Origin of the sequence: Pseudomaricurvus alkylphenolicus, from assembly GCF_011683955.1 — a bacterium.
In the GTDB taxonomy this organism is placed as follows: Bacteria; Pseudomonadota; Gammaproteobacteria; order Pseudomonadales; family Cellvibrionaceae; genus Pseudomaricurvus; species Pseudomaricurvus alkylphenolicus.
In genome coordinates, this window is record NZ_JAAQPI010000024.1 from 19657 (window position 1) to 42074 (window position 22418).

24 protein-coding genes are annotated in these 22418 nt (G+C 54.4%); 16 read left to right on the top strand and 8 right to left on the bottom strand.

All coding sequences use genetic code 11. The annotated features are described in order from the left end of the window. Positions 1 to 60 precede the first annotated feature (60 nt). The 3 genes from HBA55_RS33375 (at position 61) to HBA55_RS33385 (ending at position 2694) form a co-directional block, all read left to right on the top strand. Positions 61 to 855, top strand: coding sequence for a TIM barrel protein (locus HBA55_RS33375; protein WP_206020100.1), 795 nt, complete (start codon positions 61 to 63; stop codon positions 853 to 855). Between the two features lie 14 nt (positions 856 to 869). Further along, positions 870 to 1706: a sulfurtransferase gene (locus HBA55_RS33380; protein ID WP_167000079.1), complete on the top strand. Its 837-nt coding sequence runs from the start codon at positions 870 to 872 to the stop codon at positions 1704 to 1706. Between the two features lie 115 nt (positions 1707 to 1821). After that, complete coding sequence (locus tag HBA55_RS33385; RefSeq protein WP_167000080.1) at positions 1822 to 2694, top strand: acyl-CoA thioesterase domain-containing protein; 873 nt, start codon at positions 1822 to 1824, stop codon at positions 2692 to 2694. A 5-nt stretch (positions 2695 to 2699) separates the two neighbouring features. Here the strand turns inward: HBA55_RS33385 and msrA are convergent, their stop codons facing one another. Further along, positions 2700 to 3341, bottom strand: coding sequence for a peptide-methionine (S)-S-oxide reductase MsrA (gene msrA / locus HBA55_RS33390; RefSeq protein WP_167000081.1), 642 nt, complete (start codon positions 3339 to 3341; stop codon positions 2700 to 2702). Positions 3342 to 3419: 78 nt separating this feature from the next. Here msrA and HBA55_RS33395 point away from each other — a divergent pair, with 78 nt between their 5' ends. From HBA55_RS33395 to HBA55_RS33410, 4 genes are all read left to right on the top strand, one after another. Continuing rightward, positions 3420 to 4367, top strand: coding sequence for a Ppx/GppA phosphatase family protein (locus tag HBA55_RS33395; RefSeq protein ID WP_167000082.1), 948 nt, complete (start codon positions 3420 to 3422; stop codon positions 4365 to 4367). Then, positions 4364 to 4852, top strand: a complete 489-nt coding sequence (locus HBA55_RS33400; RefSeq protein WP_167000083.1) for an NADAR family protein — start codon at positions 4364 to 4366, stop codon at positions 4850 to 4852. Before HBA55_RS33395 ends, HBA55_RS33400 begins: the two co-directional genes overlap by 4 nt. Before the next feature lie 158 nt (positions 4853 to 5010). Continuing rightward, on the top strand, positions 5011 to 5301 hold the full coding sequence (locus HBA55_RS33405; protein WP_167000084.1) for a hypothetical protein: 291 nt from the start codon (positions 5011 to 5013) through the stop codon (positions 5299 to 5301). A 146-nt stretch (positions 5302 to 5447) separates the two neighbouring features. Then, positions 5448 to 6518, top strand: coding sequence for a GGDEF domain-containing protein (locus tag HBA55_RS33410; protein ID WP_167000085.1), 1071 nt, complete (start codon positions 5448 to 5450; stop codon positions 6516 to 6518). Between the two features lie 4 nt (positions 6519 to 6522). Here the strand turns inward: HBA55_RS33410 and HBA55_RS38120 are convergent, their stop codons facing one another. Continuing rightward, on the bottom strand, positions 6523 to 6957 hold the full coding sequence (locus HBA55_RS38120; RefSeq protein WP_167000086.1) for a helix-turn-helix domain-containing protein: 435 nt from the start codon (positions 6955 to 6957) through the stop codon (positions 6523 to 6525). A 94-nt stretch (positions 6958 to 7051) separates the two neighbouring features. Here HBA55_RS38120 and HBA55_RS33420 point away from each other — a divergent pair, with 94 nt between their 5' ends. Both HBA55_RS33420 and HBA55_RS33425 read left to right on the top strand, forming a co-directional pair. Then, positions 7052 to 7441, top strand: a complete 390-nt coding sequence (locus tag HBA55_RS33420; RefSeq protein ID WP_167000087.1) for a hypothetical protein — start codon at positions 7052 to 7054, stop codon at positions 7439 to 7441. 89 nt (positions 7442 to 7530) lie between these two features. Continuing rightward, on the top strand, positions 7531 to 8241 hold the full coding sequence (locus tag HBA55_RS33425; protein ID WP_167000088.1) for a DnaJ domain-containing protein: 711 nt from the start codon (positions 7531 to 7533) through the stop codon (positions 8239 to 8241). Between the two features lie 458 nt (positions 8242 to 8699). Here HBA55_RS33425 and HBA55_RS33430 read toward each other — a convergent pair whose 3' ends face one another. Both HBA55_RS33430 and HBA55_RS33435 read right to left on the bottom strand, forming a co-directional pair. After that, positions 8700 to 9485 (bottom strand): methyltransferase domain-containing protein, encoded by a 786-nt coding sequence (locus HBA55_RS33430; RefSeq protein WP_167000089.1) that lies wholly within the window; start codon positions 9483 to 9485, stop codon positions 8700 to 8702. Then, positions 9486 to 9788, bottom strand: a complete 303-nt coding sequence (locus tag HBA55_RS33435; protein ID WP_206020108.1) for a nucleoside triphosphate pyrophosphohydrolase family protein — start codon at positions 9786 to 9788, stop codon at positions 9486 to 9488. Positions 9789 to 9866: 78 nt separating this feature from the next. Here HBA55_RS33435 and HBA55_RS33440 point away from each other — a divergent pair, with 78 nt between their 5' ends. The 3 genes from HBA55_RS33440 to HBA55_RS33450 all read left to right on the top strand — a co-directional run bounded on the left by HBA55_RS33440 (position 9867) and on the right by HBA55_RS33450 (position 13893). Next, the gene (locus HBA55_RS33440; RefSeq protein ID WP_240946431.1) at positions 9867 to 10211 is read left to right on the top strand and encodes a GIY-YIG nuclease family protein; all 345 of its coding nucleotides are present in this window, start codon (positions 9867 to 9869) and stop codon (positions 10209 to 10211) included. A 46-nt stretch (positions 10212 to 10257) separates the two neighbouring features. Further along, a complete protein-coding gene (locus tag HBA55_RS33445) occupies positions 10258 to 10875 on the top strand; it encodes a tRNA-uridine aminocarboxypropyltransferase (protein ID WP_167000091.1) in 618 nt (205 codons plus the stop codon). A gap of 102 nt (positions 10876 to 10977) precedes the next feature. Continuing rightward, on the top strand, positions 10978 to 13893 hold the full coding sequence (locus HBA55_RS33450) for an insulinase family protein (protein ID WP_167000092.1): 2916 nt from the start codon (positions 10978 to 10980) through the stop codon (positions 13891 to 13893). 51 nt (positions 13894 to 13944) lie between these two features. On the opposite strand, the gene arfB is transcribed toward HBA55_RS33450, so the two are convergent. Beyond that, entirely contained in the window at positions 13945 to 14355 is a 411-nt protein-coding gene (gene arfB, locus HBA55_RS33455; RefSeq protein WP_167000093.1) for an alternative ribosome rescue aminoacyl-tRNA hydrolase ArfB, read from the bottom strand. A 351-nt stretch (positions 14356 to 14706) separates the two neighbouring features. On the opposite strand from arfB, the gene HBA55_RS33460 reads away from it, so the two are divergent. Then, positions 14707 to 15015 carry a nucleoside triphosphate pyrophosphohydrolase family protein gene (locus HBA55_RS33460; protein ID WP_167000094.1) on the top strand — a complete coding sequence of 103 codons (309 nt, stop codon included), beginning with the start codon at positions 14707 to 14709 and terminating at the stop codon, positions 15013 to 15015. Positions 15016 to 15453: 438 nt separating this feature from the next. On the opposite strand, the gene HBA55_RS33465 is transcribed toward HBA55_RS33460, so the two are convergent. Both HBA55_RS33465 and HBA55_RS33470 read right to left on the bottom strand, forming a co-directional pair. Beyond that, entirely contained in the window at positions 15454 to 16176 is a 723-nt protein-coding gene (locus HBA55_RS33465; RefSeq protein WP_167000095.1) for a sensor histidine kinase, read from the bottom strand. Between the two features lie 14 nt (positions 16177 to 16190). Continuing rightward, positions 16191 to 17804 (bottom strand): response regulator, encoded by a 1614-nt coding sequence (locus tag HBA55_RS33470; RefSeq protein ID WP_167000096.1) that lies wholly within the window; start codon positions 17802 to 17804, stop codon positions 16191 to 16193. A 226-nt stretch (positions 17805 to 18030) separates the two neighbouring features. Here HBA55_RS33470 and cmoA point away from each other — a divergent pair, with 226 nt between their 5' ends. From cmoA to HBA55_RS33485, 3 genes are all read left to right on the top strand, one after another. After that, entirely contained in the window at positions 18031 to 18795 is a 765-nt protein-coding gene (cmoA, locus tag HBA55_RS33475) for a carboxy-S-adenosyl-L-methionine synthase CmoA (RefSeq protein ID WP_167000097.1), read from the top strand. Positions 18796 to 18800: 5 nt separating this feature from the next. Further along, positions 18801 to 19787 carry a tRNA 5-methoxyuridine(34)/uridine 5-oxyacetic acid(34) synthase CmoB gene (gene cmoB, locus HBA55_RS33480; RefSeq protein WP_167000098.1) on the top strand — a complete coding sequence of 329 codons (987 nt, stop codon included), beginning with the start codon at positions 18801 to 18803 and terminating at the stop codon, positions 19785 to 19787. Between the two features lie 62 nt (positions 19788 to 19849). Then, on the top strand, positions 19850 to 21781 hold the full coding sequence (locus tag HBA55_RS33485) for a TonB-dependent receptor plug domain-containing protein (protein WP_167000099.1): 1932 nt from the start codon (positions 19850 to 19852) through the stop codon (positions 21779 to 21781). Between the two features lie 74 nt (positions 21782 to 21855). Here the strand turns inward: HBA55_RS33485 and fldB are convergent, their stop codons facing one another. Then, positions 21856 to 22398, bottom strand: a complete 543-nt coding sequence (gene fldB / locus HBA55_RS33490; protein WP_167000100.1) for a flavodoxin FldB — start codon at positions 22396 to 22398, stop codon at positions 21856 to 21858. Positions 22399 to 22418 lie beyond the last annotated feature (20 nt).

A 22418-nucleotide genomic window follows, 5' to 3' on the forward strand; every position in this document is an offset into this window, starting at 1 on the left:
GTGTTTATAATCCACACGCTGATTCCACTCACTGTTTGAAAATAAAACCAAGGTCCATCCGTGCCCCTGAAACTCTGCGCCAATATATCCCTTCTTTTTCGTGAAGTTGAACCCTTGCAGCGTATGGACGCCGCCCGTGCGAGCGGGTTTGAGGCGGTGGAAATCCAGTTCCCCTATGAACAGTCACTGGACGAATGGCAACAAAGGCAATCCAGCACGGACATCAGAGTCCCGTTGATCAACGTGCCTGCCGGGGATTTGATGGCCGGTGGCGAGGGCCTGGCCAGCGTTCCCCAGAAGCGCGATGACTTCCGCCGCGCCGTTGATAGCTGTGCCGAGTTCGCAGAAGGTTTGAAGGTGGATTGCGTCAATGTACTGGCTGGTCGTTGCCTCAACGACAAGCGCCGACTGCACCACCTCGATCAGTTTATGCACAACCTGGATTATTGCGCTGACCAAATGAAATCCCTGGGTGTCAAAACCGTGTTTGAAGCCATCAATACACACGACATGCCCGGTTTCCTGGTTCACTCCGTCGAGCAATCCCGGGAAATTTTGAGAAATATCAATCACTCCAATCTGGCGATGCAGTATGATGTTTACCACATGAGCCGAATGAACGAACCGGTGCTTGAACAATTGCCTGAACTGTTATCCGATATTGGCCATATCCAGTTTGCGGACACACCAGACCGTAACGAACCCGGTACAGGTGATTTAGCCTTCACTGAGATAATCGGGCTGCTGCGGGAAAAAGAATACAGGGGCTGGATTGGCGCCGAGTACAATCCCAGCGACAATACCGACAACAGCCTGGGCTGGATGAAAACACATTTCCCTGAATATCACTCGTAAGCCGTGGTACTCCTATGACCTCACCGTTAATTACCGTCCCTGAACTCGCGGCTAACCTGGAACAGGTTGTGATCCTGGACTGTCGCTTTAATCTTGCCGATACCGGCGAAGGTGAACGCCATTACCGCGAGGGCCATATCCCCGGGGCTCACTACTGCGATCTTGATCAACACTTGAGTTCCAAAGCAGGTGCAGAGGGTGGTCGCCATCCGCTGCCCAATGCCGGAGATTTTGCTCGGCAACTGCAGATTTGGGGCATTCGTGAGGATGTACCGGTTGTTGTCTACGACGCACAGCGATTTGCCTATGCCTCACGCGCCTGGTGGTTATTGCGTGCTTTTGGGTACGACCACGTCAGAGTGCTCGACGGTGGGTATGGTGCCTGGCAGGCCGCCGGGCAGGCGGTGGAAACGGAGCCGGCGCGTCAGTTCCATGCCGCCGACTCACTGCCTGATGCCGCCTTTGAGCAGCTGCCCACCCTTGATTACAGTGAGCTGCGCCAGCGTCTGGAAAAACAGGAATTGACCATCATCGACAGTCGCGAATCCCGTCGATTCCGCGGAGAGGAGGAGCCCATTGATCCTGTGGCTGGTCACATTCCCGGCGCTCTCAATCTTCCCTGGCAGGACATCACCGATGAGCAGGGATTTGCCCATCCTCTCGCCTTTCATCACCAGCGTTGGGATGCACTTTGCGGGGAAATTCAGCCGGTTATTTACTGTGGCTCCGGTGTCACAGCCTGTGTGAATATGCTGTCTGCAGCGATCGCGGGTAAACAGGCCACCCTCTACCCCGGCAGCTGGAGCGACTGGTGCAATCGGCCTGATGCACCGGTGGCCACAGGCCCCTGATGATAATTGACTTGCGTAATTGATCATTCAGGTCAATCTTTAAGACCGCTTTGGTCATCGTTACCACGTATTGCCTGATTTATAGTGTTGTCCTGGGTTCGATACTGAGGTAACTGTGACCAACGCCACCACCAATCTTTGCCAATACCTGCAACCGGAACAACTCGATCGCCTGCTGTTCCGGGCCGAATCACCTCCTGGAGTGTCCCTGCCCCGTGTATATGGCGGCCAAGTCCTGGCCCAGTGCCTGAATGCGGCCATTCGCACGGTCGACCAAGGCCGCCTGATGCACTCCATGCACGCCTACTTTCTGCGACCAGGTGACTTGAACCTCCCTATCATTCTGGAGGTTGACCCGATCCGCGACGGAGGCAGCTTTACCACCCGCCGGGTAGTGGCCAAACAAGATGGCAGGGCTATTTTTAACACCTCAATATCGTTTAAAACCCCCGAAGAAGGGCTAAGACATCAAATGGACCTGCCCATTGATGCCGGTGACCCGGACAATTTGACACCTGACCAGGAAATTTACGAACAAATCATGAAGGAGCGGGGCCTGAGCAAACGCCCAGGTGGAGAACCGGACACATTTCGGGCCTTCGAAACCCGTACCCCCGGCACCTTACCCATGCTGGTCAAGGATACGGCGGAACCGGTGCAGGGTATGTGGTTTAAAACCCGGGATGCGGTGGATGAACCCTTTGCAATGCATCAGGTGTTGCTGGCCTACGCATCTGACTTCCGACTGATGTCCACCGGGATGCTTCCACACGGTGTGAAATTTGAAAGCAGCAAGTTACAGGCAGCCAGCCTTGACCACGCCCTCTGGATTCACGACGAATTCAGAGTCGATGAGTGGATTTATTACTATATGGAAAGCCCGGTCTCCGGTGGCGGCCGGGACCTGAACCACGGCCGCTTCTATACCCGTGACGGGCGCCTGGTAGCCTCGGCCACCCAAGAGGGGCTAATCCGCTGGCGAGACTAGTTCTCCTAGCCACTGCAGTCAAACCTGACCCCGGTACCCCCGAGCCCACAGTAGCCATTGGGGTTCTTGTGCAGGTACTGCTGGTGATAGTCCTCTGCGTAATAGAATTCCCCGGCGGGCTGTACTTCTGTGGTAATCGGGTCAAAACCACCGGCCTGCAGCTGCTCGCCGTAACGCACCCTGCTGGCCATTGCCAGATCCTGCTGCTCAGCGTCAGAGGTATAGATCCCTGAGCGGTATTGGGTACCAATGTCGTTGCCCTGGCGCATGCCCTGGGTGGGGTTATGGGCCTCCCAAAAGACCTGCAGCAACTGCTCATAGCTGATCAGCTCGGGATCAAAGACCACCAACACCACCTCATTGTGGCCCGTCAACCCCGTGCAGACTTCTTCGTAGCTGGGATTGGGAGTCATTCCCGCACTGTATCCCACCGCCGTGGTGAAAACGCCCTGTTGTTGCCAAAAACGACGTTCCGCCCCCCAAAAACATCCCAACCCGAACATTGCCTGCTGCAAGCCTGCCGGAAAAGGAGGCAATAAGGGATTCCCCGATACGGCGTGGCGATTTTGAAGGGTCATAGCCTCTGCTCGCCCTGGCAGTGCTTGCTCCGGGCTGGGCATTACAGCGGCCTTGCGTCCGAAATTCATGCGTATTCTCCTTTTCCAGATTGCTGACGCAGGTTTACAATGCAGCGCCAGTAAAAGCCGTAGGATACCAATAAGCCCTTGTCTCGCCCAATCTCTCCCGCCCCGATCCTGGTCGCCATTGACCTGGGATCAAATAGCTTTCATCTGCTGGCCTGCCGCTGGCAGGACGGCCAATTGTTGGAAATCGCTCGTGACAAACAGATGGTGCAACTGGCAAGGGGACTGGATCAACACGGCAACCTGTGCCCGGAGGCCCGCCAGCGAGCTCTGACCTGTCTGCAGAGCTTTCAGCAACAATGGCAACAATTTTCCGGCGCCAGAGTATCGGTCATTGCTACCGAGGTATTCCGGCGAGCCAATGGCCATCAGAACTTTCTCAGCCAGGCCGAGCAAGCGCTGGGGCTGCCCATTCGGTTGATCAGCGGTGACGAAGAGGCCCGTTTGTCCTACCGGGGCGTGGATTTTTCTCATCCGCAAATCCGACGCAAGATGGTGATCGATATCGGTGGTGCCAGTACGGAATTTGTTCTGGGGCAGGACGGGCAACTGCTGCACACCGTCAGTATGGCGATGGGATGCGTTACATTGGCAGATCAACACTTTCAGAGCCGTGAGCGTATCAGTGCGCAGGCATTCGAAGATGCCAAGTCTTGCACTCTCGAAACCCTGTCGAGACTGCCTGAGCCATTCCGACAGGTCTCAGCCTGGCAGCAGGCGCTGGGGGCTTCCGGCAGCATGCGTATCATTCTGGATTTGATCGGAAGCGACACGGCAACCATTCAACAGGCGCATCTCAGTGAATATATTCAGGCTATGCTTGAAAAGGGTGAACTGCCGGCTCATTTGGGTGAGCATCTGCGCTGGGATGTCATTCCCGCCGCGCTGGCAATTCTGGATGCCATCTACACTCATCTCCAACTGCCGGATATGCTGATTTCCAACACCAGTATCAAGGAAGGACTGATGCTGGAATCTATGGAAAATCCTCAACTCTCAACAAGCAACAGCAAGGGGCTAACCCCATGAGCGGACTCTTTGCCGAAGAAGATACCGATGCCCAATATCTGTCCCGCGCCGATATTGATGAACCCCTGGGCACCCATATCCCTTCGCCTTTCTTTCTGGATCATGCCGACTGGCCGACCGTCGAACACTACTTCCAGGCCATGAAGTTTGAGGACCCGGCCTATCGCGAACGCATCCGCTTGGCGCCAACGCCACAGAAGGCCCGTAAACTTGGCCGCACTCGGCTCAAGCGGGTACGGTCGGATTGGCGCCAGGTACGCACTACTGTTATGACCCGTGGCATTTACATTCGCTGCAAGACACATTCGTCGTTGGCCAAAGTACTGCTCGACACCAACGACCTGCGACTGGTGGAAAACAGCAGTTACGACTACTTCTGGGGCTGCGGTAGAGATCGCCGGGGAAACAACCATTACGGCAAAGTGTTAATGCAGGTGAGGGCCAAATTGCGAGAGGAAGCTGGCCAAGAACCCTCCGTCGAATGATATTCCTGGGCCAAATGATTGCCTTCAGCTAAATAACAGCCCTCGGCTCAGAAGTGCACCGGAAAAAAGCGACAAATCAGCCGCAAATACCGGTAAAACGGCCAACTGCACCCTATACTGAAATTACATGACACGTTTTTTCAGGACAGGAGAACGCCATGCCTTCCATGACATTCCGCTTTACCACCGAATGTGAACTGACGTTTGAAGGTCGCTCATATGAAGAGGCCTATCTCAAGTTCAAGGATCTCTGTCAGAGCCAAAAACCTCTGGCCAACCCGCCGCAACTGAAGGTTTACCCCCCTGAGGACAGCACCATCTACTTTGAAGTGGACGAACAAAACCAATTCAGCCAGATGGATATGATGAAAGGCGACTTTAAGCAGGATATCCTCCAGAACCTGCCGGACAACTGGATTCGACGCATACAATCCCAGCCCTTTCACTAAGAGTTCACAAAAAATCAGACTCAACGGACTTGATTAATAACGATTTGGGTGCCATATTGAGCCGCTAATCAGGGGGATCGCCCCCATTAAAGGTAGCGAGGGACTACGCTACTGAAGAATTGGGAGTGGATTGCGGGGATGGTACGTTGAACTGGAGACTTCTGCTGGGGCTGATCGGCCTCGTGCAGGCGCCTGCCCTGCTCGCCCATTCCACCGACGCCATTGCGATCAGCCCGTCGCCAACACTGTTGGCACTCGCCGGTACAGTCATGCTGCTCGCCGTCAAAGCCGTTAAACTGGGGCCAGTAAGACGTTGTTTGCTGCAACGCACTCCTATTCTGACCCTTGCGGGAGCTGTCGGCGCTATTCTCGCCTTAACCCAATTGCCTCCCGGCGCCACAGACTGGATGGTCACCACACAGACCATCGTTCTGGTACTTTACAGCGCCAGTCTCTTTGATTTAGGCCATAAAGATCAGGAAGAAGCCCTGCGCAAGGAACTGTTGAACGAAGTAGCCAGTAAAACCGCAACTCTGGAAGATAAGAACCGCCAGTTGCGAAGCGCACAACGCGCACTTCGGATAGCCAATCTGGAGCTGAAGACACTGTCGTTCACCGACGCTCTGACCGGTGCTTTTAATCGACTGTATTTTGACCGGCAGTTCCTCACCGAATGGCAGCGCGCGAGAAGGGAAAAAGAGCCTCTGTCCATGATTCTGGTGGATATCGACCACTTTAAGGAGCTCAATGACGACAACGGCCATCTGGTGGGAGATAACGCGCTCAAGTTCGTTACCAAATTGCTGAAAAAGGGCTTCCAGCGAGGCAGCGATGTGGTCTGCCGCTATGGAGGCGAGGAATTTGTGATCCTGTTACCCAATACTCCACCCGCGCAGGCCATGATCCGAGCGGAAAAAGTCCGCAATGCCATCGAGATGACACCATTTATCTACGACGACAAGGTACTGCCGATTACCGCCAGCTTTGGAGTCGGCGGCCTTGTTCCCAAGCCCGGCCACGAACCCCTGGGGCTACTGCATGCGACAGATCAGGCGCTCTATCATGTCAAGCGCAATGGCCGTAACGGCTGCCACCAGGCCGAATTGATCGAACAAGTGACTCCCAAGGGAGCCACTGGCAAAATCAGCGAACGGCTGGATACCGAAGCGGCGTCAGAAACAGCGGAACAAAACAGCGACTCGGAACTGATCGCCTGACAATTCAGTCTCCATTATCCATCAACTGGGACATTTCTACCTGCAATGCCCGGGCGATATTGCGTATCACCGGCTCTCCTGGCTCCCTCTCACCGGATTCAATCTGCTTCAGATACACTGGACTGATACCCACCTCGCGAGCCACCGCAGCCTGGTCCAGGCCCTTGCCCTGCCGCAGTTGTTGCATTTTATCGGCACTGAAGTGCCCCTCCGGGGAATCACCGACCTGTTCCAACTGCGCCATCAATCCGCCACTGGCGTTTGACGCTCGTCTTGGGGTCGGGGAAGCAGTCGGCGAGGGTTTCGGAGCCGGCTCAACCGCCTGCTGCGACGGTTTGCCCTCTAACTGCTCCAACTTCTGCAGTAACGCCTCGTATTCACTGTAGGGAAGTACCGCCCATTCCGGACGACCGTCTTTCATTATCACTTGGACATTCACTGCATTACCTCGAATCTGTACCCATTATCAATGGGCGGCATGATACCAGTCCTAGGCTACACTTACAGTGAGACTTGTCATTGATGGAGTCGCCATGAGTATTTGTTTCAACTCTATACAGGTTACCGCCCCTGAAACCACGGCCAATCGACTACTGGCCAAAGCCTTCGAATCCAGCGATTTTGATGATTGGGGCATGAGCCCTCAGGCATTCAGCTTTCTTCCGTTCGTTGCCGACAAATCCGACCAGGATCTGCAGCGAGCTCTGGAATCCATCTGGACCAATTGGATAGAACGTCACTGGCAAAAACCCGACCAGGTACTGACCATTGAATTTGAAAGCGAAAATACGCCGCCGATTGCGGCCGTCAATGCCATGATCGAATGGTTACAACAGCAGAAACTGATCTTCGATCTGCGCTATCAGTACCGCCGGGAAAACGAGTCCTGGCAAGGTGAACTGACCGCGCACAGCACTCACTGAGCAAGGTCACTTATCTTTACCCACCGGGGGCTGGCCACTGCTACCGCCCCACTCCTATAATGGGCGCCATTGTTATCGCCGGAGCCCTCATGTTTGTTCGCGTTATTCTACTGGCCGTATTGATTTTTGTGGCCCTCAATCTGCTGAGCTACGTGCGCCGCCAGGAGCCAGCCAAACGCAAAGCCCTGATTATCCAGTACGGAAGTTATGCACTGATCATCGCGGTTATCCTGCTTGCGGCTACCGGTCGCCTGCATTGGATCGGGGCAGTGATTGCGGCCGCTATCCCCTTCCTGAAGGGATTGTTCAACATGGGCATGCGCTTCCTTCCAGTAATCAATTGGTTGCGCAAGCAGAAGTTCGCCAACTCTGTCATGTCTACACGCCTGTTGCGCCTGGTGGTGAACGTCAGCACGGGTTCAATCAGCGGCGCAATACTGTCGGGTCGCTTTGCCGGCAGCAGTCTGGATGATCTCTCCCAGGAACAGCTGCAAGAGCTACTGCAGGAATACCAACAGCAAGATCCCGAATCAGCAAGGCTGTTAATGGCCTATCTGCAGCGACGCTTTCAACAGGGGGCTTATCAGCAGCAGTCCTCCGGTGGCGGTGCGAACAGTGGCAATACGCCAATGGATCGTAGCGAAGCGCTCCAGATTCTGGGATTGGAAGAGACCGCGACTGAAAAAGATATCATTGCCGCCCACCGCAAATTAATGCAGAAAGTTCACCCCGATCGCGGCGGCAGCGATTACCTGGCGGCAAAAATCAACCAAGCCAAGGATTTCTTGCTGAAAGCCTAAAGTTGTTCTGCTGCATTATATAGATCCACTTTATCTCTTTGGTTAGATGAAGAGATAAACAGTATCCGCCGTCAGCAAAGTGCCATAACCGGTCTTAGAAATTCGCAGGATTGGTACTCTGACGGCGTTGTTTATGCGTAGGGCGGATTAGGCGCTTGCGCCGTAATCCGCCGGTTCTGCCGGAGATGTTCGTTGGCTTCGGCCCGGTTTTTAACACCCTTGAATGTGCCTGCAACAGGTGATTTATACACGGCCGCCGCCAATTTAAACCTTCGGCGGATCGGTGGATTACGAAGCGCGCAGCGCTTCTAATCCACCCTACGTCGTGCGGTCGTTGCGGACATTGTCGGACGCCCATGGTGCCCTGAACCAGGATTATGAATTTCCGGTTATGGCACAAACTGAACCTCGTAATCAACGCCAAAACCAACCCCAGTTCCCAAGCTATTGAGAAGATCCTAGTGTTTTCGGCTCAGTACGTGAATATAACGCCCAAGCGAACGCCAAGGTTCCTCACGAGATAAACGCAGTTCCAGCTGCAACTGCTGCTGCGGTTCTCGGGTACGGTGCTCCGGCTCTAAGATATAGTCGTGAAAACACCGAATGCCGCTATGGCAAAGCTCTGTTAGGGGCAGTTGCGCCAACCAGCCATAAACCTCTTCCGGTTGTCTGGGCCACGTGGGTGTGAGGCTGCCACGATAGCCCCGGTAGTCGTCCTCGATCACCTTCTTAAAATTGGTGCGCAGCAGGTTTTTCATTTTGATACTGTTAACGTTGTAGAACGTCAATGACAACAATCCCTTGGGGGCGAGCACGCCCATTAAACACTGCAACAACTGTTCAGGATTCGCCACCCACTCCAACACCGCATGGCATAAAATCAAATCAAAGGGCTGTAACCGCTCTTCAACAAGCGACTGGATACTACAGTGGCGAAAATCAACTTTGGACCCCAGCCCCTCTTCCTCTGCCCGGGCTTGCGCCAGCTTTAGCATTTCCTCTGAGTGGTCGCACAAGGTAACCTGGTGTCCGCGTTTCGCCAACGCCAGGCTGAACTGGCCCTGCCCTCCTCCCGCATCCAGAATGCGCCAGGGGCGATCTCCTCGCACCAGCAATTCATGAGCGTGTTCGTCCAAATCCCGCTCCAAAACCGCCAGACGAATATCGCCTTTTAAGCGGTCGTAAACATTGCGCTTAAAACGGCGCGCCAGATCATCAAAATTGCGGTCTTGCTCGTTACTCATTCATTTACCGGTCAAAAATCGTTCACGATTGTAGTGCTGCTTTTGTTCAACAGCCGCGGCCAAATCGATATCCAGCTTCTGGCACAGGGCCAGAATATACATCTGCAGATCTGCAACCTCAGCGGCCACGCAGCTGCGGTCAGGCTCTCCCTCGCACTGAAACTCCGCCAACAACTCACCAGCCTCAACACTGATAGCTTGCGCCAGATTCAAGGGAGTATGCAGTGCCCTCCAATTGTTGGCTTCCGCAATGTCATTAAACTGCGCCAGTATTCGCTCAGGCCTCAGATCCGAATCAGCCACACTCTCCACTCCTCCACTTGCCACTCCAACGGGGACTTGGCACACTGCCAACTCTCCAAGACACAACCAGGCTTTCCCTTGTCCCCAAATTGCTCGCCAGAAGCCCATTCTCCAGACAACGATTGTCCAGAAAACCATTGCCCGCAAGGCTGGTGTGTATACATTATCCTCAGTAGCGACAATCGCCTCTATACCGGCATCACCAACAATATGGTCAAACGCTGGCATGCCCACCATGGTAAACAGGGAGCAAAATTTTTCAGAGGTCGACTGCCGAGCCGGTTGCTTTATCTGGAGCCTCAGGAGGATCGCGCCGAGGCCAGCCGTCGCGAGGCTGAGATCAAAAAACTGACCCGACCCCAAAAGTTACGATTGATTGAGCCCCAGGCGGATATCGACTGGCACCGGAAGCTGAATCTGTGATTGTCAGATATGCTTACCTCAAACCAAAGCGGCGGCAGTGTAACACATGACCGAATCCGGACGAGTTGTTTGCGGGCGGAGACTATGCCCCACCTGTGGTCGCCCCACAGCTCGATGCTACTGCTCATTGGTGATACGGATCCCCAGCAAAGTGAGACTTGTGATCTGGCAACACCCCAGTGAGGAGAATCACCCTAAAGGTACTGCATCACTGCTCCACGCCTGCCTGCCAAACAGCCAATTGGTGGTTTCTGAACAACTGAATCGGGAGGTGCTTTTGAAGCAGGTGGGTCTGTCCCGGGAGGTTCAGCCTGTTCTTCTGTTTCCCAGCGACAACCATCAACCGAAACCGGTCTCAAACCAGGAGTCCCCTGCGGCGCTGTTGGCACTCGACGGTACCTGGCGAAAAGCCCGCAAGCTACTGTACCTGAATCCCTGGTTACTGGAGCTGCCACGGCTGTCACTGGACGATCTCGACACTCAAGTGACGGGAAACTACCGAGTCCGAAAAGCAGAAAAACCGGGCCAACTCTCCACCCTGGAATCCTGCTGTATGGCTCTCGCACAAATGGAGCAAAACACCGGCAAGTTCGACCCCATCTTGACGGCATTTGAGGCCTATATGCAGCAATTGGAGCAATTCCGCCCCAATCATGGCACCTAAAAGGACGGGGGTCAGTGACCCGCCATCGCCATCGCGTTACACTTAGCGTTTATTCCGCTGATACCCAGCGAATCGCATACCAGATGCTTTCCGAGGTTACGAATGACAGCAGCCCATCCTGCTTTTGAAAAACTGCGCAGCCAGACCATCGATTCTCTGCAAGTTACCGTTGAAGAATACCGCCACACCAACACCGGTGCCCAGCATATCCACATCTCTGCCGATAATAACGAAAACGTGTTTCTGGTGGCCCTGCGCACCGTGCCGGAAGATTCCACCGGCGTCGCCCATATCCTTGAGCACACAGCCCTGTGCGGCAGTGAAAAGTATCCTGTGCGCGACCCCTTTTTTATGATGATCCGGCGTTCGCTCAACACCTTTATGAACGCCTTTACCAGCTCTGACTGGACCGCTTACCCTTTTGCCAGCCAAAACCGCAAAGACTTTAACAACCTGCTGGATGTGTATCTGGATGCGGTGTTCTTCTCCCGCCTCGATCCACTGGACTTCGCCCAGGAAGGCCACCGATTCGACTTTGCAGAGACGGGCAATGCCGAGTCCGATCTGGTCTACAAGGGTGTGGTCTTCAACGAGATGAAAGGCGCCATGAGCTCGGTACCTTCACAGCTCTGGCAGACATTATGCAAGTACCTGTTTCCCTCCAACACCTACCACTTTAATAGCGGCGGTGATCCGGAAGCCATTCCGGATTTGAGCTACGAGCAACTGAAGAGCTTCTACGAAACCCATTACCACCCCAGCAACGCTGTCTTTATGACCTACGGCGATATCCCTGCGGTGGAGCATCAGAACAAGTTTGAAGACCAGGCACTCAGTCGTTTTGAAAAGCTTGACGAGGTGATCTCGGTCCCTGATGAAAAACGCTATCTGGCCCCAATTCGGGTGGAAGAAGCCTACCCACTGACCGAAGAAGGCGAACTCAGCAACAAAACCCACGTGGTGCTGGCGTGGCTACTGGGCAAGGCCACCGATCTGCAGGAAAGCCTGGAAGCCCAGCTGCTGGCCAGCATCCTGCTGGACAACAGTGCCTCTCCCCTGCAGCACGCGCTGGAAACCACTGACCTGGGTACCGCTCCCTCACCGCTCTGTGGCCTTGATGATTCCCAGAAGGAACTGACTTTCGTCTGCGGTCTGGAAGGCAGCGATGTGAGCAAGGCCGAACAGGTAGAAACCCTGATTATGGACGTGGTCGCCAAAGTGGCCGCCGAAGGCGTACCCTATGAAGAGTTGAAGGCGGCACTGCAGCAGCTGGAACTGCACCAGCGCGAGGTGGGTGGAGATTCCTACCCCTACGGTCTGCAGATCATTATGACCGCCCTGACTTCCACCACCCATCGAGGCGACCCCATTGGTCTGCTGAATCTCGACCCGGCACTGGAAAAACTGCACGAAGACATCAAGAGCCCTGACTTTATCAAGGGCCTGGCCCGCGACCTGCTCCTCAACAACCAGCACCGCGTACGCCTGACCATGCGCCCGGATGCCGACCTGGCAGATCGTAAAAACCAGGCAGAAGTCGACAAGCTCGCCAGCATCAAAGCGGCGCTGAGTGACGCAGACAAGCAGAACATTATCACGCAGGCCGAAGCACTCCAGGAAAGGCAACTGCAGCAGGATGATGAAACCGTACTGCCGAAGGTGGGGCTGCAGGACATTCCGACCGACATGCATTACACGCCTCATCACAGCGTGGAAGAACTGCCGACCCGGCTCACCAGCTACGCGGCGGGTACCAACGGCCTTGTGTATCAGCAGATCATCGTGGAACTGCCAGAGCTGACTGCGCAGCAGCTGCAAACGCTTTCCTACTACGGCATGTTTATGACCGAGCTGGGTATCGGCGACAAAGACTACCTGGATGCCCAGCGCTGGCAGGCACAGGTGGCCGGCGCCATCTCTGCCTATACCACCATTCGCGGCGCCAGCGATGACGTACAAAAAGTGCAAGCCAATCTGACGCTTTCAGCCAAATCGCTGAAATCTGAGCAAGACGCTTTGTGTGAATTGATGTGGGCAACGCTGAATGAAGTCCGTTTTGACGAAGGCGGTCGTCTGCGTGAACTGGTGGCGCAGAGTCGTGCCCGCCGTGAACAGAGCGTCACGGGTAACGGCCACAGCCTGGCAATGGCGGCGGCCAGTGCCGGCATGAGCCCCTCCGCCAAGGTATCTCATGAGCTGAACGGCCTGGCGGGCATCAAGACAATCAAGCAGCTGGACGATGACCTGCAGGATGAAACCAAACTGCAACAGTTCTGTCAGCAACTGCAGGATTTGCACGACATGATCCTGAAGGCCCCGCGGCAGTACCTGTTGGTGGGCGAAACCGAATATCTGGCGGACTACCGGAAATCAATCAGCAACTCCTGGCCAACTCATGAGGCATCAGAACAGCCGGCCTTTGCATTGGAACCGGTAAAAGAGCAGCTCAAGCAAGGATGGATTGCCAATTCACAGGTAAATTTCTGCGCCAAAGCCTATCCAACAGTTCCCACCGAGCACCCCGATGCAGCCCCACTGACGGTTTTGGGCGGTTTTCTGCGCAACGGCTTCCTCCATCGCGTAATCCGTGAACAAGGGGGAGCCTACGGTGGCGGAGCCAGTCAGGACAGTAATATTGCCGCTTTCCGTATGTTCTCCTATCGCGACCCGCGTCTGGAGGAGACCCTGGCGGACTTTGATGCCTCGATTGAGTGGCTATTAAATACCGATCACGAATATCAACCACTCGAAGAGGCTATTCTCGGAGTGATCAGTTCGCTGGACAAACCCAGTTCTCCGGCGGGCGAGGCGAAGCAGACATTCCACGCGGAATTGTTTGGACGCAGCCGTGAGAAACGTGAGGTGTTCCGCAAACGGATATTGGAGGTCACCATCGAGGATCTGAAGCGCGTAGCCAGTACTTATCTTCAGGCTGACAAGGCCAGCATTGCGGTGGTAACCGGAGCTGCCAATTCTGACAAGGTGTCGGAGTTGGGGCTGGAGGCAATCACTCTCTAAATCCCGGCGGACCGACTGACCGTGCCAGTCTTTATTGGCACGGTTAAGGCCTTAGTAGTCCACCCGCCCTCGCATTTTTTTTACCTTCCCGCGTTGTGTTTTCTTGTCCATACGCTTTTTCTGTGATGACTTCGAAGGTTTGGTAGGCCGGCGTTTTTTTCGTACCACGGCTACAGACTGAATCAGCTTCTGCAATCGCTCCAGAGCATCCAGACGGTTTTTCTCCTGGGTACGAAACTGCTGTGCCTTAATCACCACCACCCCATCGGCACTGATACGACTGTCAGACAATGCCAACAAGCGCTGTTTATAAAAATCCGGCAAGGACGACTGCTCGATATCAAAGCGCAAGTGAATGGCGGTCGACACCTTGTTCACATTCTGCCCTCCTGCCCCCTGGGAACGGATCGCCGTCATTTCAATTTCCGAATCCGGCAAAGTCACTTGCTGGGAAATAAACATTTTTCTGCATCACTGGCTGACTCTGTAGGCGAGCAAGCCTACCACGAACCTCACCTCAAATAACCCACGCAACTTGCTGCGTTTGATACTCATTATCATCACAATTGGCAGATTGATAACCGCAGGTAGACTCATGAGCAAGAAAACCATTTCCTCCCCTGGCTATACCTCTTACCGCGATCGCTACAGACAGGCTGGTCGAAACTTCAGTATCTCTACAATTTATAGCTTTTAAAGCCAGCACGTTGGAAACTTGGAGTTACTAAAGCTTTGGAATGTAAAGGGTGGCAGATTAATCTGTCACTCTTCTTTATTCGGCTATACTGTATGCAAAATGATCAGGAGCCGACCATGGATCTACATTCCATCCACTCACCCAAGCCCGGCAGACGCGGTCGAGGCCCCGCTCGACAATCCCCAAAGAGCCTGGCGTCCGCGCTCAGCGTGGATTCTTCGCGTATCCTGGGCCAGTTTCAGTGGCTGACCGATGAGGAATCACGCAGTTTTGGTGAAATTCCCCACCAGAAAGACCAGATACGGGACGACATCAACACCACCTTGTCCCACCTGATGGACCTGGCGCGACAGCTGGAGATAGATTGTCGCGTACCGGAGCCCCCCAAGCGCAGTGGCCACAGCCGGCCCAAGCGACACAGCTGATAATCACGGGGGATCGGTTAATTCGATCTTGTTTTAGACGGAATCTGATATTCAGCAAAGTGCCATAACCGGAAGTTCATAATCCTGGTTCAGGGCACCATGGGCCTTCGATGATGTCCGCAACGGCCGCACGACGTAGGGTGGATTAGAAGCGCTTTGCGCTTCGTAATCCACCGATCCGCCGAAGGTTTAAATTGGTGGCGGCCGTGTATAAATCACCTGTTGCAGGAACATTCAAGGGTGTTAAAAACCGGGCCGCAGCCAACGAACATCTCCGGCAGAACCGGCGGATTACGGCGCAAGCGCCTAATCCGCCCTACGCATAAACAACGCCGTCAGAGTACCAATCCTGCGAGTTTCTAAGACCGGTTATGGCACGAAAGAGACGAATTCTGCAAATCCTAAATCCAAAAAAACGTCAATAAAGACCTGGACGTATCAAGGCAGAAATATCTTAAAAATGCCTCCGCCCAAGTCTCCACCATTACTTAACTCAATCTGACCATTGCGGTCATTGCGCCGATGCAAAGACGCCACCTGCTGAGCAAAATACAGCCCAAGATGCGTATTTCCCTTTTGGAAATCAACAGGGCCCATACTGCCCTCCTCCGGCGCCCGCATCATCGCGTCAGGATAGCCGATGCCATCATCGGCGACAGCAATCTCCAACAACTCATCTTCCAAACGGGCCGACAAGCGAATCGTCTTCTTGGTATAACGAGCGGCATTCACCAACACATTGTGCACCACTCCACCGATCAACTCCCCATCGAAATACCACACCAGATCCTCATCACAGTCAATCTGCACATCCAACCCGCGAGACTGAAACAAAAGGTCATTACGAGCGACCTGCTCCTCCAACACATCGATCAAATAACACTCATCAATCTGAACCGGCAAACGATCATTCTGCATCCGGTAAATCGACAGCAATTGAATCAACTCCGTATTGATTCGCGACGCCTCATAATGCAGCGTCGAAAACTGCTGCTCCTGCTCCTCATTCTGAGGCGGCATTGCCCGCATCACGGTATCCAGGGAATTAAGCAACATTCCCAGTGAATTCTTCATATCGTGCACGCTGGAAGCTAATATCAGCGAAAAATCCGCTGTCTTCAGCCCCTCGGCAATCGTGACCTGTTCATTCGTATCCGTCATCTCATGACTCCTGCTTAAAGCCCCTTGGCCATCTGTTGCAACTGCCGATAGCGTTCAAACTGCGTATGCCCCGGCTCCACCGCCACAGCCACCTTCTGCAGTGATGACAGGCACAACTCCATATGCTCCTCATTGCGCCCAAACTCCTTCATCTCCGCAATCAGCGCCTGAGCCAGGTTAAGATGCACACCCAAATGATTTGGAAACAGCCGGCGCGCACGTTTGAAACTGTCAAGCGCTTTACCGTAGTCCCGCTCCTGATAGTGGTGGATACCCTCGTTGTTGATTTTTGCCACCAAACGACGGTTACGCTCACTGACCGGCTCCTCCAGCCAGCGATCGATACGTTGCAAGGCATCCTGATCATCGTGATACTGCTCAATCAACTCATTGAGCAGATCATTGGCGCGATCCTTCCTTCCCAACGCCAAATAAGTCGAAACGCGATCCAACTGCACATCCAGACTGAGCGACTGCCCCAGCATTTTCTCTTCCGCCTCCTGGAGCTTCTCCCAGGCTTTGGCAGTGTCCTCCAAGCCCGCATTCAGCTGGGATTCCAGCAGCTGTGCCTGTAATCGGGATTCGCCGAGCAGTTCAAACCGCCGGGGCACCTTTTCGATTACCTGCAAGCCCTCTCGCGCGATCTCCAGCGGTGGTGGCTCTGCCTCCCTTACCCAGGCGGCGGCGCTGCGCCCAAACTGCATATGGTTCTCCAGCCGGTCATGGCAGGAGTACTCGCCGAGCTTCACACAATTGCCAAACGCGCGAGTCGCCACCTCAATATCATTGTTGGTGTCCGCAATCTGCCCCAGATTGGTCTGGCGCAGTATGGACATGGGCGAAATATCCACGGCCGTTTGCAGCACCTCCTGAGCCTTCTCCGGCAAGCCCAGATCCTGGTAGTTTTCCACCATCACATCGTAAGCCTGCATGCAAAATGGATTGCTCTCGACGATTTGGTGCAGCCACTGATTCGACATTTCCAGATCACCACGCAGCCGTTTGACCCGCGACATACCCACCTTGGCCCAATCCAGCGGCCTCACCTCCAACGCGCGGGTGTAGAGATCCTCTGCCTCATCCAGCATACCTTGCTGCAGATACACATCGGCCAGCTGCCGCTGATAAATGGTGGCGTAGCGGCTGCCGGCGGCAACGGCATCTACCGCAATGTCGACCGCCTCGCGCAGATTAAAGTTTTCCAGATGGTGGTAGAAAGGCAACATCTGCTGACGTTGGGCCAGTAGCCGATCCAGTCGCTGTCGCAGAGTCTGGCTGGTGATGGGCTTGGTGAGGTAGGCATCAGGTGCGTAGTCGTAAGCCGACAACACTATTTGTTTGCTCGACTCCGCCGTAATCATGAGGAACAGGGATTGACGGGTCAGTTGTCCATTGGCCCGCAGCTGCTCCAGCACCTGCTGCCCATTGGGCCCATCACCCAGGTTGTAATCGCACAAAATCAGGTCAAAACGGGTTCTGTTGCAAGCTTCCAGCGCCTTATTGCCGCTGGTGACGGACTTGACGTCCCTGCAGCCAAAATCATCCAGCATGCGACCAACAGTCGCCCGAAAACTGTCGAAATCGTCTATAACCAGCACTTTCAGGGAGCCGTAACCCGTAAAGGCCATAGTCCGTTCAAACTCCTTGGTTTTGTCAAACTTCCGGATTGCGGTTCAGGTACGTCAATTCGATCCCTCCTGGCGCACTCAATCCCCGCTATTCACAATCCAGTTTACCGACTTTCTCGTATAAATACAGTGGGTTAACGAATTTTGAGTGCCGGTTTCGATCTGTTCAGTGGCACCAAAAAACGCTAGAATTCCGCTTTTTTCCGTGGATCAGCCCGGTGAACCGATGAGTTTTGATAATTCTGCCTCAGATGGCACACACAAGAATGGCGAAGATAAGCTTTTCGCCTCGCCTCTGGGCGAAGTAACGGGTTTTCGCTTCGACCAAAGCGTGGTGGAGGTATTCCCGGACATGATCAAGCGCTCAGTACCGGGCTACGCCACCATTATCAGCATGATCGGTAACCTCGCCGAACGCTACGCCAGCAGCAATAGCCACTGCTATGACCTGGGATGCTCCCTCGGCGCTGCAACCCTGGCCATGCGCCACCGTATTCTGGCCAGTGACTGCGAGATTATCGCAGTGGACAACTCAGAAGCCATGATCCAGCGTTGCCAGACGGTTATTGATGCCGACAGCGGAGAAGTACCTGTGCAATTGGTGTGCTCTGACCTGCAACAGGTGGCCATCAGCAATGCCTCGGTGGTCGTGCTGAACTTCACCCTGCAATTTATTCACCCCGAGCAACGCCAGGACATACTGGCCAACATTTACCAGGGACTCAATCCGGGTGGCGTCTTGATCCTGTCTGAAAAAGTGACCTTTGGCGATCAGCCCCACGATGAGCTGATGATTGAACTGCATCACAACTTTAAGAGCGCCAATGGCTACAGCGATCTGGAGATCGCGCAAAAACGCTCCGCACTGGAGAATGTGCTGATTCCCGAGACCCTGGACACCCACCGACAGAGACTAAAAGATGTCGGCTTCGCCAGTACCGACGTTTGGTTCCAGTGTTTTAACTTCGCCTCCCTGATCGCCATTAAATAACGCCCATGCCGCATCCCCGTATTCGCTACGACAAATTGCTGCAATCATTCCAGGGAACCGCTCTGGAGCCCTGGTTACAGACTCTGCCAGATCAGATTCAGCAGGGGCTCAGCAGCAGTCGTTTTGGTGACCTGCCCGACTGGCTCGATGCCCTGGAGGATCTGCCAGAGGTCCGCACCAATCGCGTAGAACTCGGAACCGAGGTCAATCTGGATAGTGAGCCGCCTTTGCAGCCAGCTCAGCAACGCGAGATTCGCAACTGCCTGGAAAAACTGATTCCCTGGCGCAAAGGCCCCTATTCCATTCACGGCACCCATATCGACACCGAATGGCGCTCCGACTGGAAGTGGGACCGGGTTTTACCCCATCTGGCGCCTATGGAACATCGCACCATTCTCGACGTCGGCTGTGGCAATGGTTACCACTGCTGGCGAATGCTGGGTGCTGGGGCCAAACAGGTCATCGGTATCGATCCCTCTCCACGATTTGTGGTCCAGTTTTATATGGTCAAACACTTTCTGGGGGAAGTACCGGTGGATCTGCTCCCCGTGGGGATCGAAGCATTGCCGCCAAACCTGCAGGCATTTGATACCACCTTCTCGATGGGGGTGCTCTACCACCGCCGTTCGCCTATGGACCACTTGCGAGAACTCAAGGCCACCCTACGACCGGGTGGGCAACTGGTACTGGAAACCTTGCTGATCAACGGCAAACTCGGAGATGTGCTGGTGCCCGAGGGGCGCTACGCCAAAATGAACAACGTCTGGTTTCTGCCCTCCCCAGACACACTGGTGTCCTGGCTGCGAAAGTGTGGATTCAAAAACCCCCGTCTCGTGGATCTTAATCGCACCACGCTAGAAGAACAGCGCTCTACCGAGTGGATGCGATTTCACTCGTTGGCTCAGTTCCTGGATCCCGACAATCCAGAGCTGACCGCCGAGGGACACCCGGCGCCATTGCGAGGGGTATTCGTGGCAGAATGTCCGGGTTAACGGATCTGATTTCGACAGCAAACCCGCTATGGTCTAAGTTTGCCATTAACGAGGAAATTGATATGGACGACATCGCGGCCCTGCGGATAATGGCAGTCCTGTCACTGCTTGGTTCATCTCCGGGTATGGCACTGACCGGGGATTTGCACCAGCTGCCTTTGGCCGAATTGCTGAAACTGGAAATTGAGACCGTTGCCAAACACCCCGAGCCCATTGCCGATGCCACAGGTATTGTCAGTGTTATCACCCGCGACGACATCGAGCGCTATGGCAGTAACGACTTGTTTGATTTGTTGCGTCGGGTACCCGGCCTGATTGCCCAAAACAGCATTGTCTTTCCCGACAACCTGGTGTCCATTCGCGGCATGCACAGCTCAGTCATAGACCGCCGCACCTTATTGTTGCTTGATGGCCGCCCCATTCGCGACACCCAGAGCGGTGGCTCCAACGCCACCTTCTACAAATCCCTGCCCCTATCGACAATTGAGCGAATCGAAGTGGTGAGAGGTCCTGGCTCGGTCCTCTATGGCACCAATGCCGTCTCCGGCGTCATCAATGTCATCACCCGCACCGACAGCCACTCTCAGGTCACATTGAGTGCAGGCACTCAGGACACCCAGAGGCTGGACGGGCGCCACACCCAACAGTGGGACCAGGGACAGGTCGCAGTGAGCGTTAAATCCATGGGTTCCAACGGCTGGGAGTTCAAAGCCACTGATGCCGGTGGGGCCTACGACGAGCAATACCTGGACCACAGGGAATTGGGGGTTCACCTGAGCGCAAACTTTGGCAGCTTAAGTCTGAGCGCTTTCGAAGGCAACCTCGAACAGGACTTCCTTGGCTCTGATCAACGCTGGCCCGCCGATCACTATGAGCGCCAGTCCCAATTTGTCGATCTGCATTATCACCACTCACTGGGACAAGCCTGGCAAGCGGACTTCAACATTACCTATAACCGCAACAATCGCGCCACAGACAGAGGTGGAGTGGATGTGGAAAGCAGCAACAGCCTCTACGAACTTTCGCTACAAGGACCCATCGGCAATAAGATGCATCTGCTGTCGGGTATCACCTACCTGACCCTGAGAGGCAAAGATCTCTATAACAACACCGACACCTATCACGACACCTGGAAAAGCGCCTATGTACAGGCGGAAACCCGCTGGTTCGAGCAGTTGAAACTCACCCTGGGGGTTCAGTACAACGACAGCGGCATCGAACAGGATACCAGTATTCGCGCCGGCGCCAACTGGCGATTTTCTCCACATTGGGGGGCCAAACTACTCTACGGCGAAGCCTTCCGATCTCCCTATATGGCGGAACTCAGCTCCTTCTTCCCCGGTTCTTTGCTCGGCAATCCGAGCCTCAATTCCGAGAAGGTCGAGACCATAAGCGGGCAACTCTTCTACCACGATGTCCGTCAGCGCGTCGAGTTGACTCTGTTTGATTCCCGCCTTCGGGATGCCATTGGCCTGAGCCCGGATCCTGTCGCGGGGTTTCGGTTCGAAAATGGCGGAGAACTGGATGTCGAGGGGGTGGAACTCGAAGGTCGGGTGCAGCTGGGTAACGGCTGGTTACTCGAAGGTTCCTACAGCCACCAGCAAAATACCGATGAAAACGGGGTACACGATACCCAGATCGATCCCAACACCCTGGTCAAGTTTGGTGCCAGCTACGAATGGGAAAACGGTATCACCTTGGGGCTGTTTAACAATTACTTTGGCGACCCCGGCGATTGGAACAAGCTGAGTGGGTTCTCGCAAGAACGCAATCCCAATGACGAGGCCTACCATCACATGACACTTAACCTGAAGCTGCCATTGAAGCTTTTTTGGCCGGAGGTGAATTGGCAGGGGGCAAAGATTTCACTGTTTGCGGATAACTTGCTGCAATCCGACAGCGTTTATGAACCCGATATCTCCCGCCCTAACGTTAACGCCTGGCCCAAATTCGGCCCCCGAACTCTAACGGCCAAACTGGCGATGAAGTTCTGACCCCCTGTACTTGAATTTGAGAGCCGACACAAAGGCAATCATCTTGGACAGGGTTTCTTCCAAGCTTATGCCCATCAGTCATCCAGTACCTGAGTCTCTATCGACAATCCAAACTCCCCGGCCACCTGCTGGCACCACTGATTCAACCGGGAAGCCGTCTGCTCCTCTTGCTGATCCTCGTCGATCGCCAGGCCCACAAAGTGCTTGCCATCGCTGGACAGTGCTTTTGATGCATCAAAGTCGTACCCTTCTGTGGGCCAAAAACCCACCACCGTTGCACCCTGAGCGACCAGCACGTCATAGAGCATGCCCATGGCATCGAGAAAATAATCTCCGTAACCAAACTGATCCCCCAAACCAAACAGAGCCACCGTCTTGTCATCGAAATCAATGGCACTGACGTCCTCCCAGAACTCCTCCCAGTCCGACTGGATCTGACCAAAGTCCCAGGTGGGTATCCCCAGGATAATCAAAGGGTAATCGGCAAACTCCAACTGAGTTACATCGGCGATATCGTGAACATCCACCAACTCCTCACCAAAACGCTGCTGAATGCGCTGGGCAACCCCTTCGGTATTACCCTCATCGCTGCCGAAAAACAGCCCAATCGTTGCCACTGGTACGCCTCATCATCCAG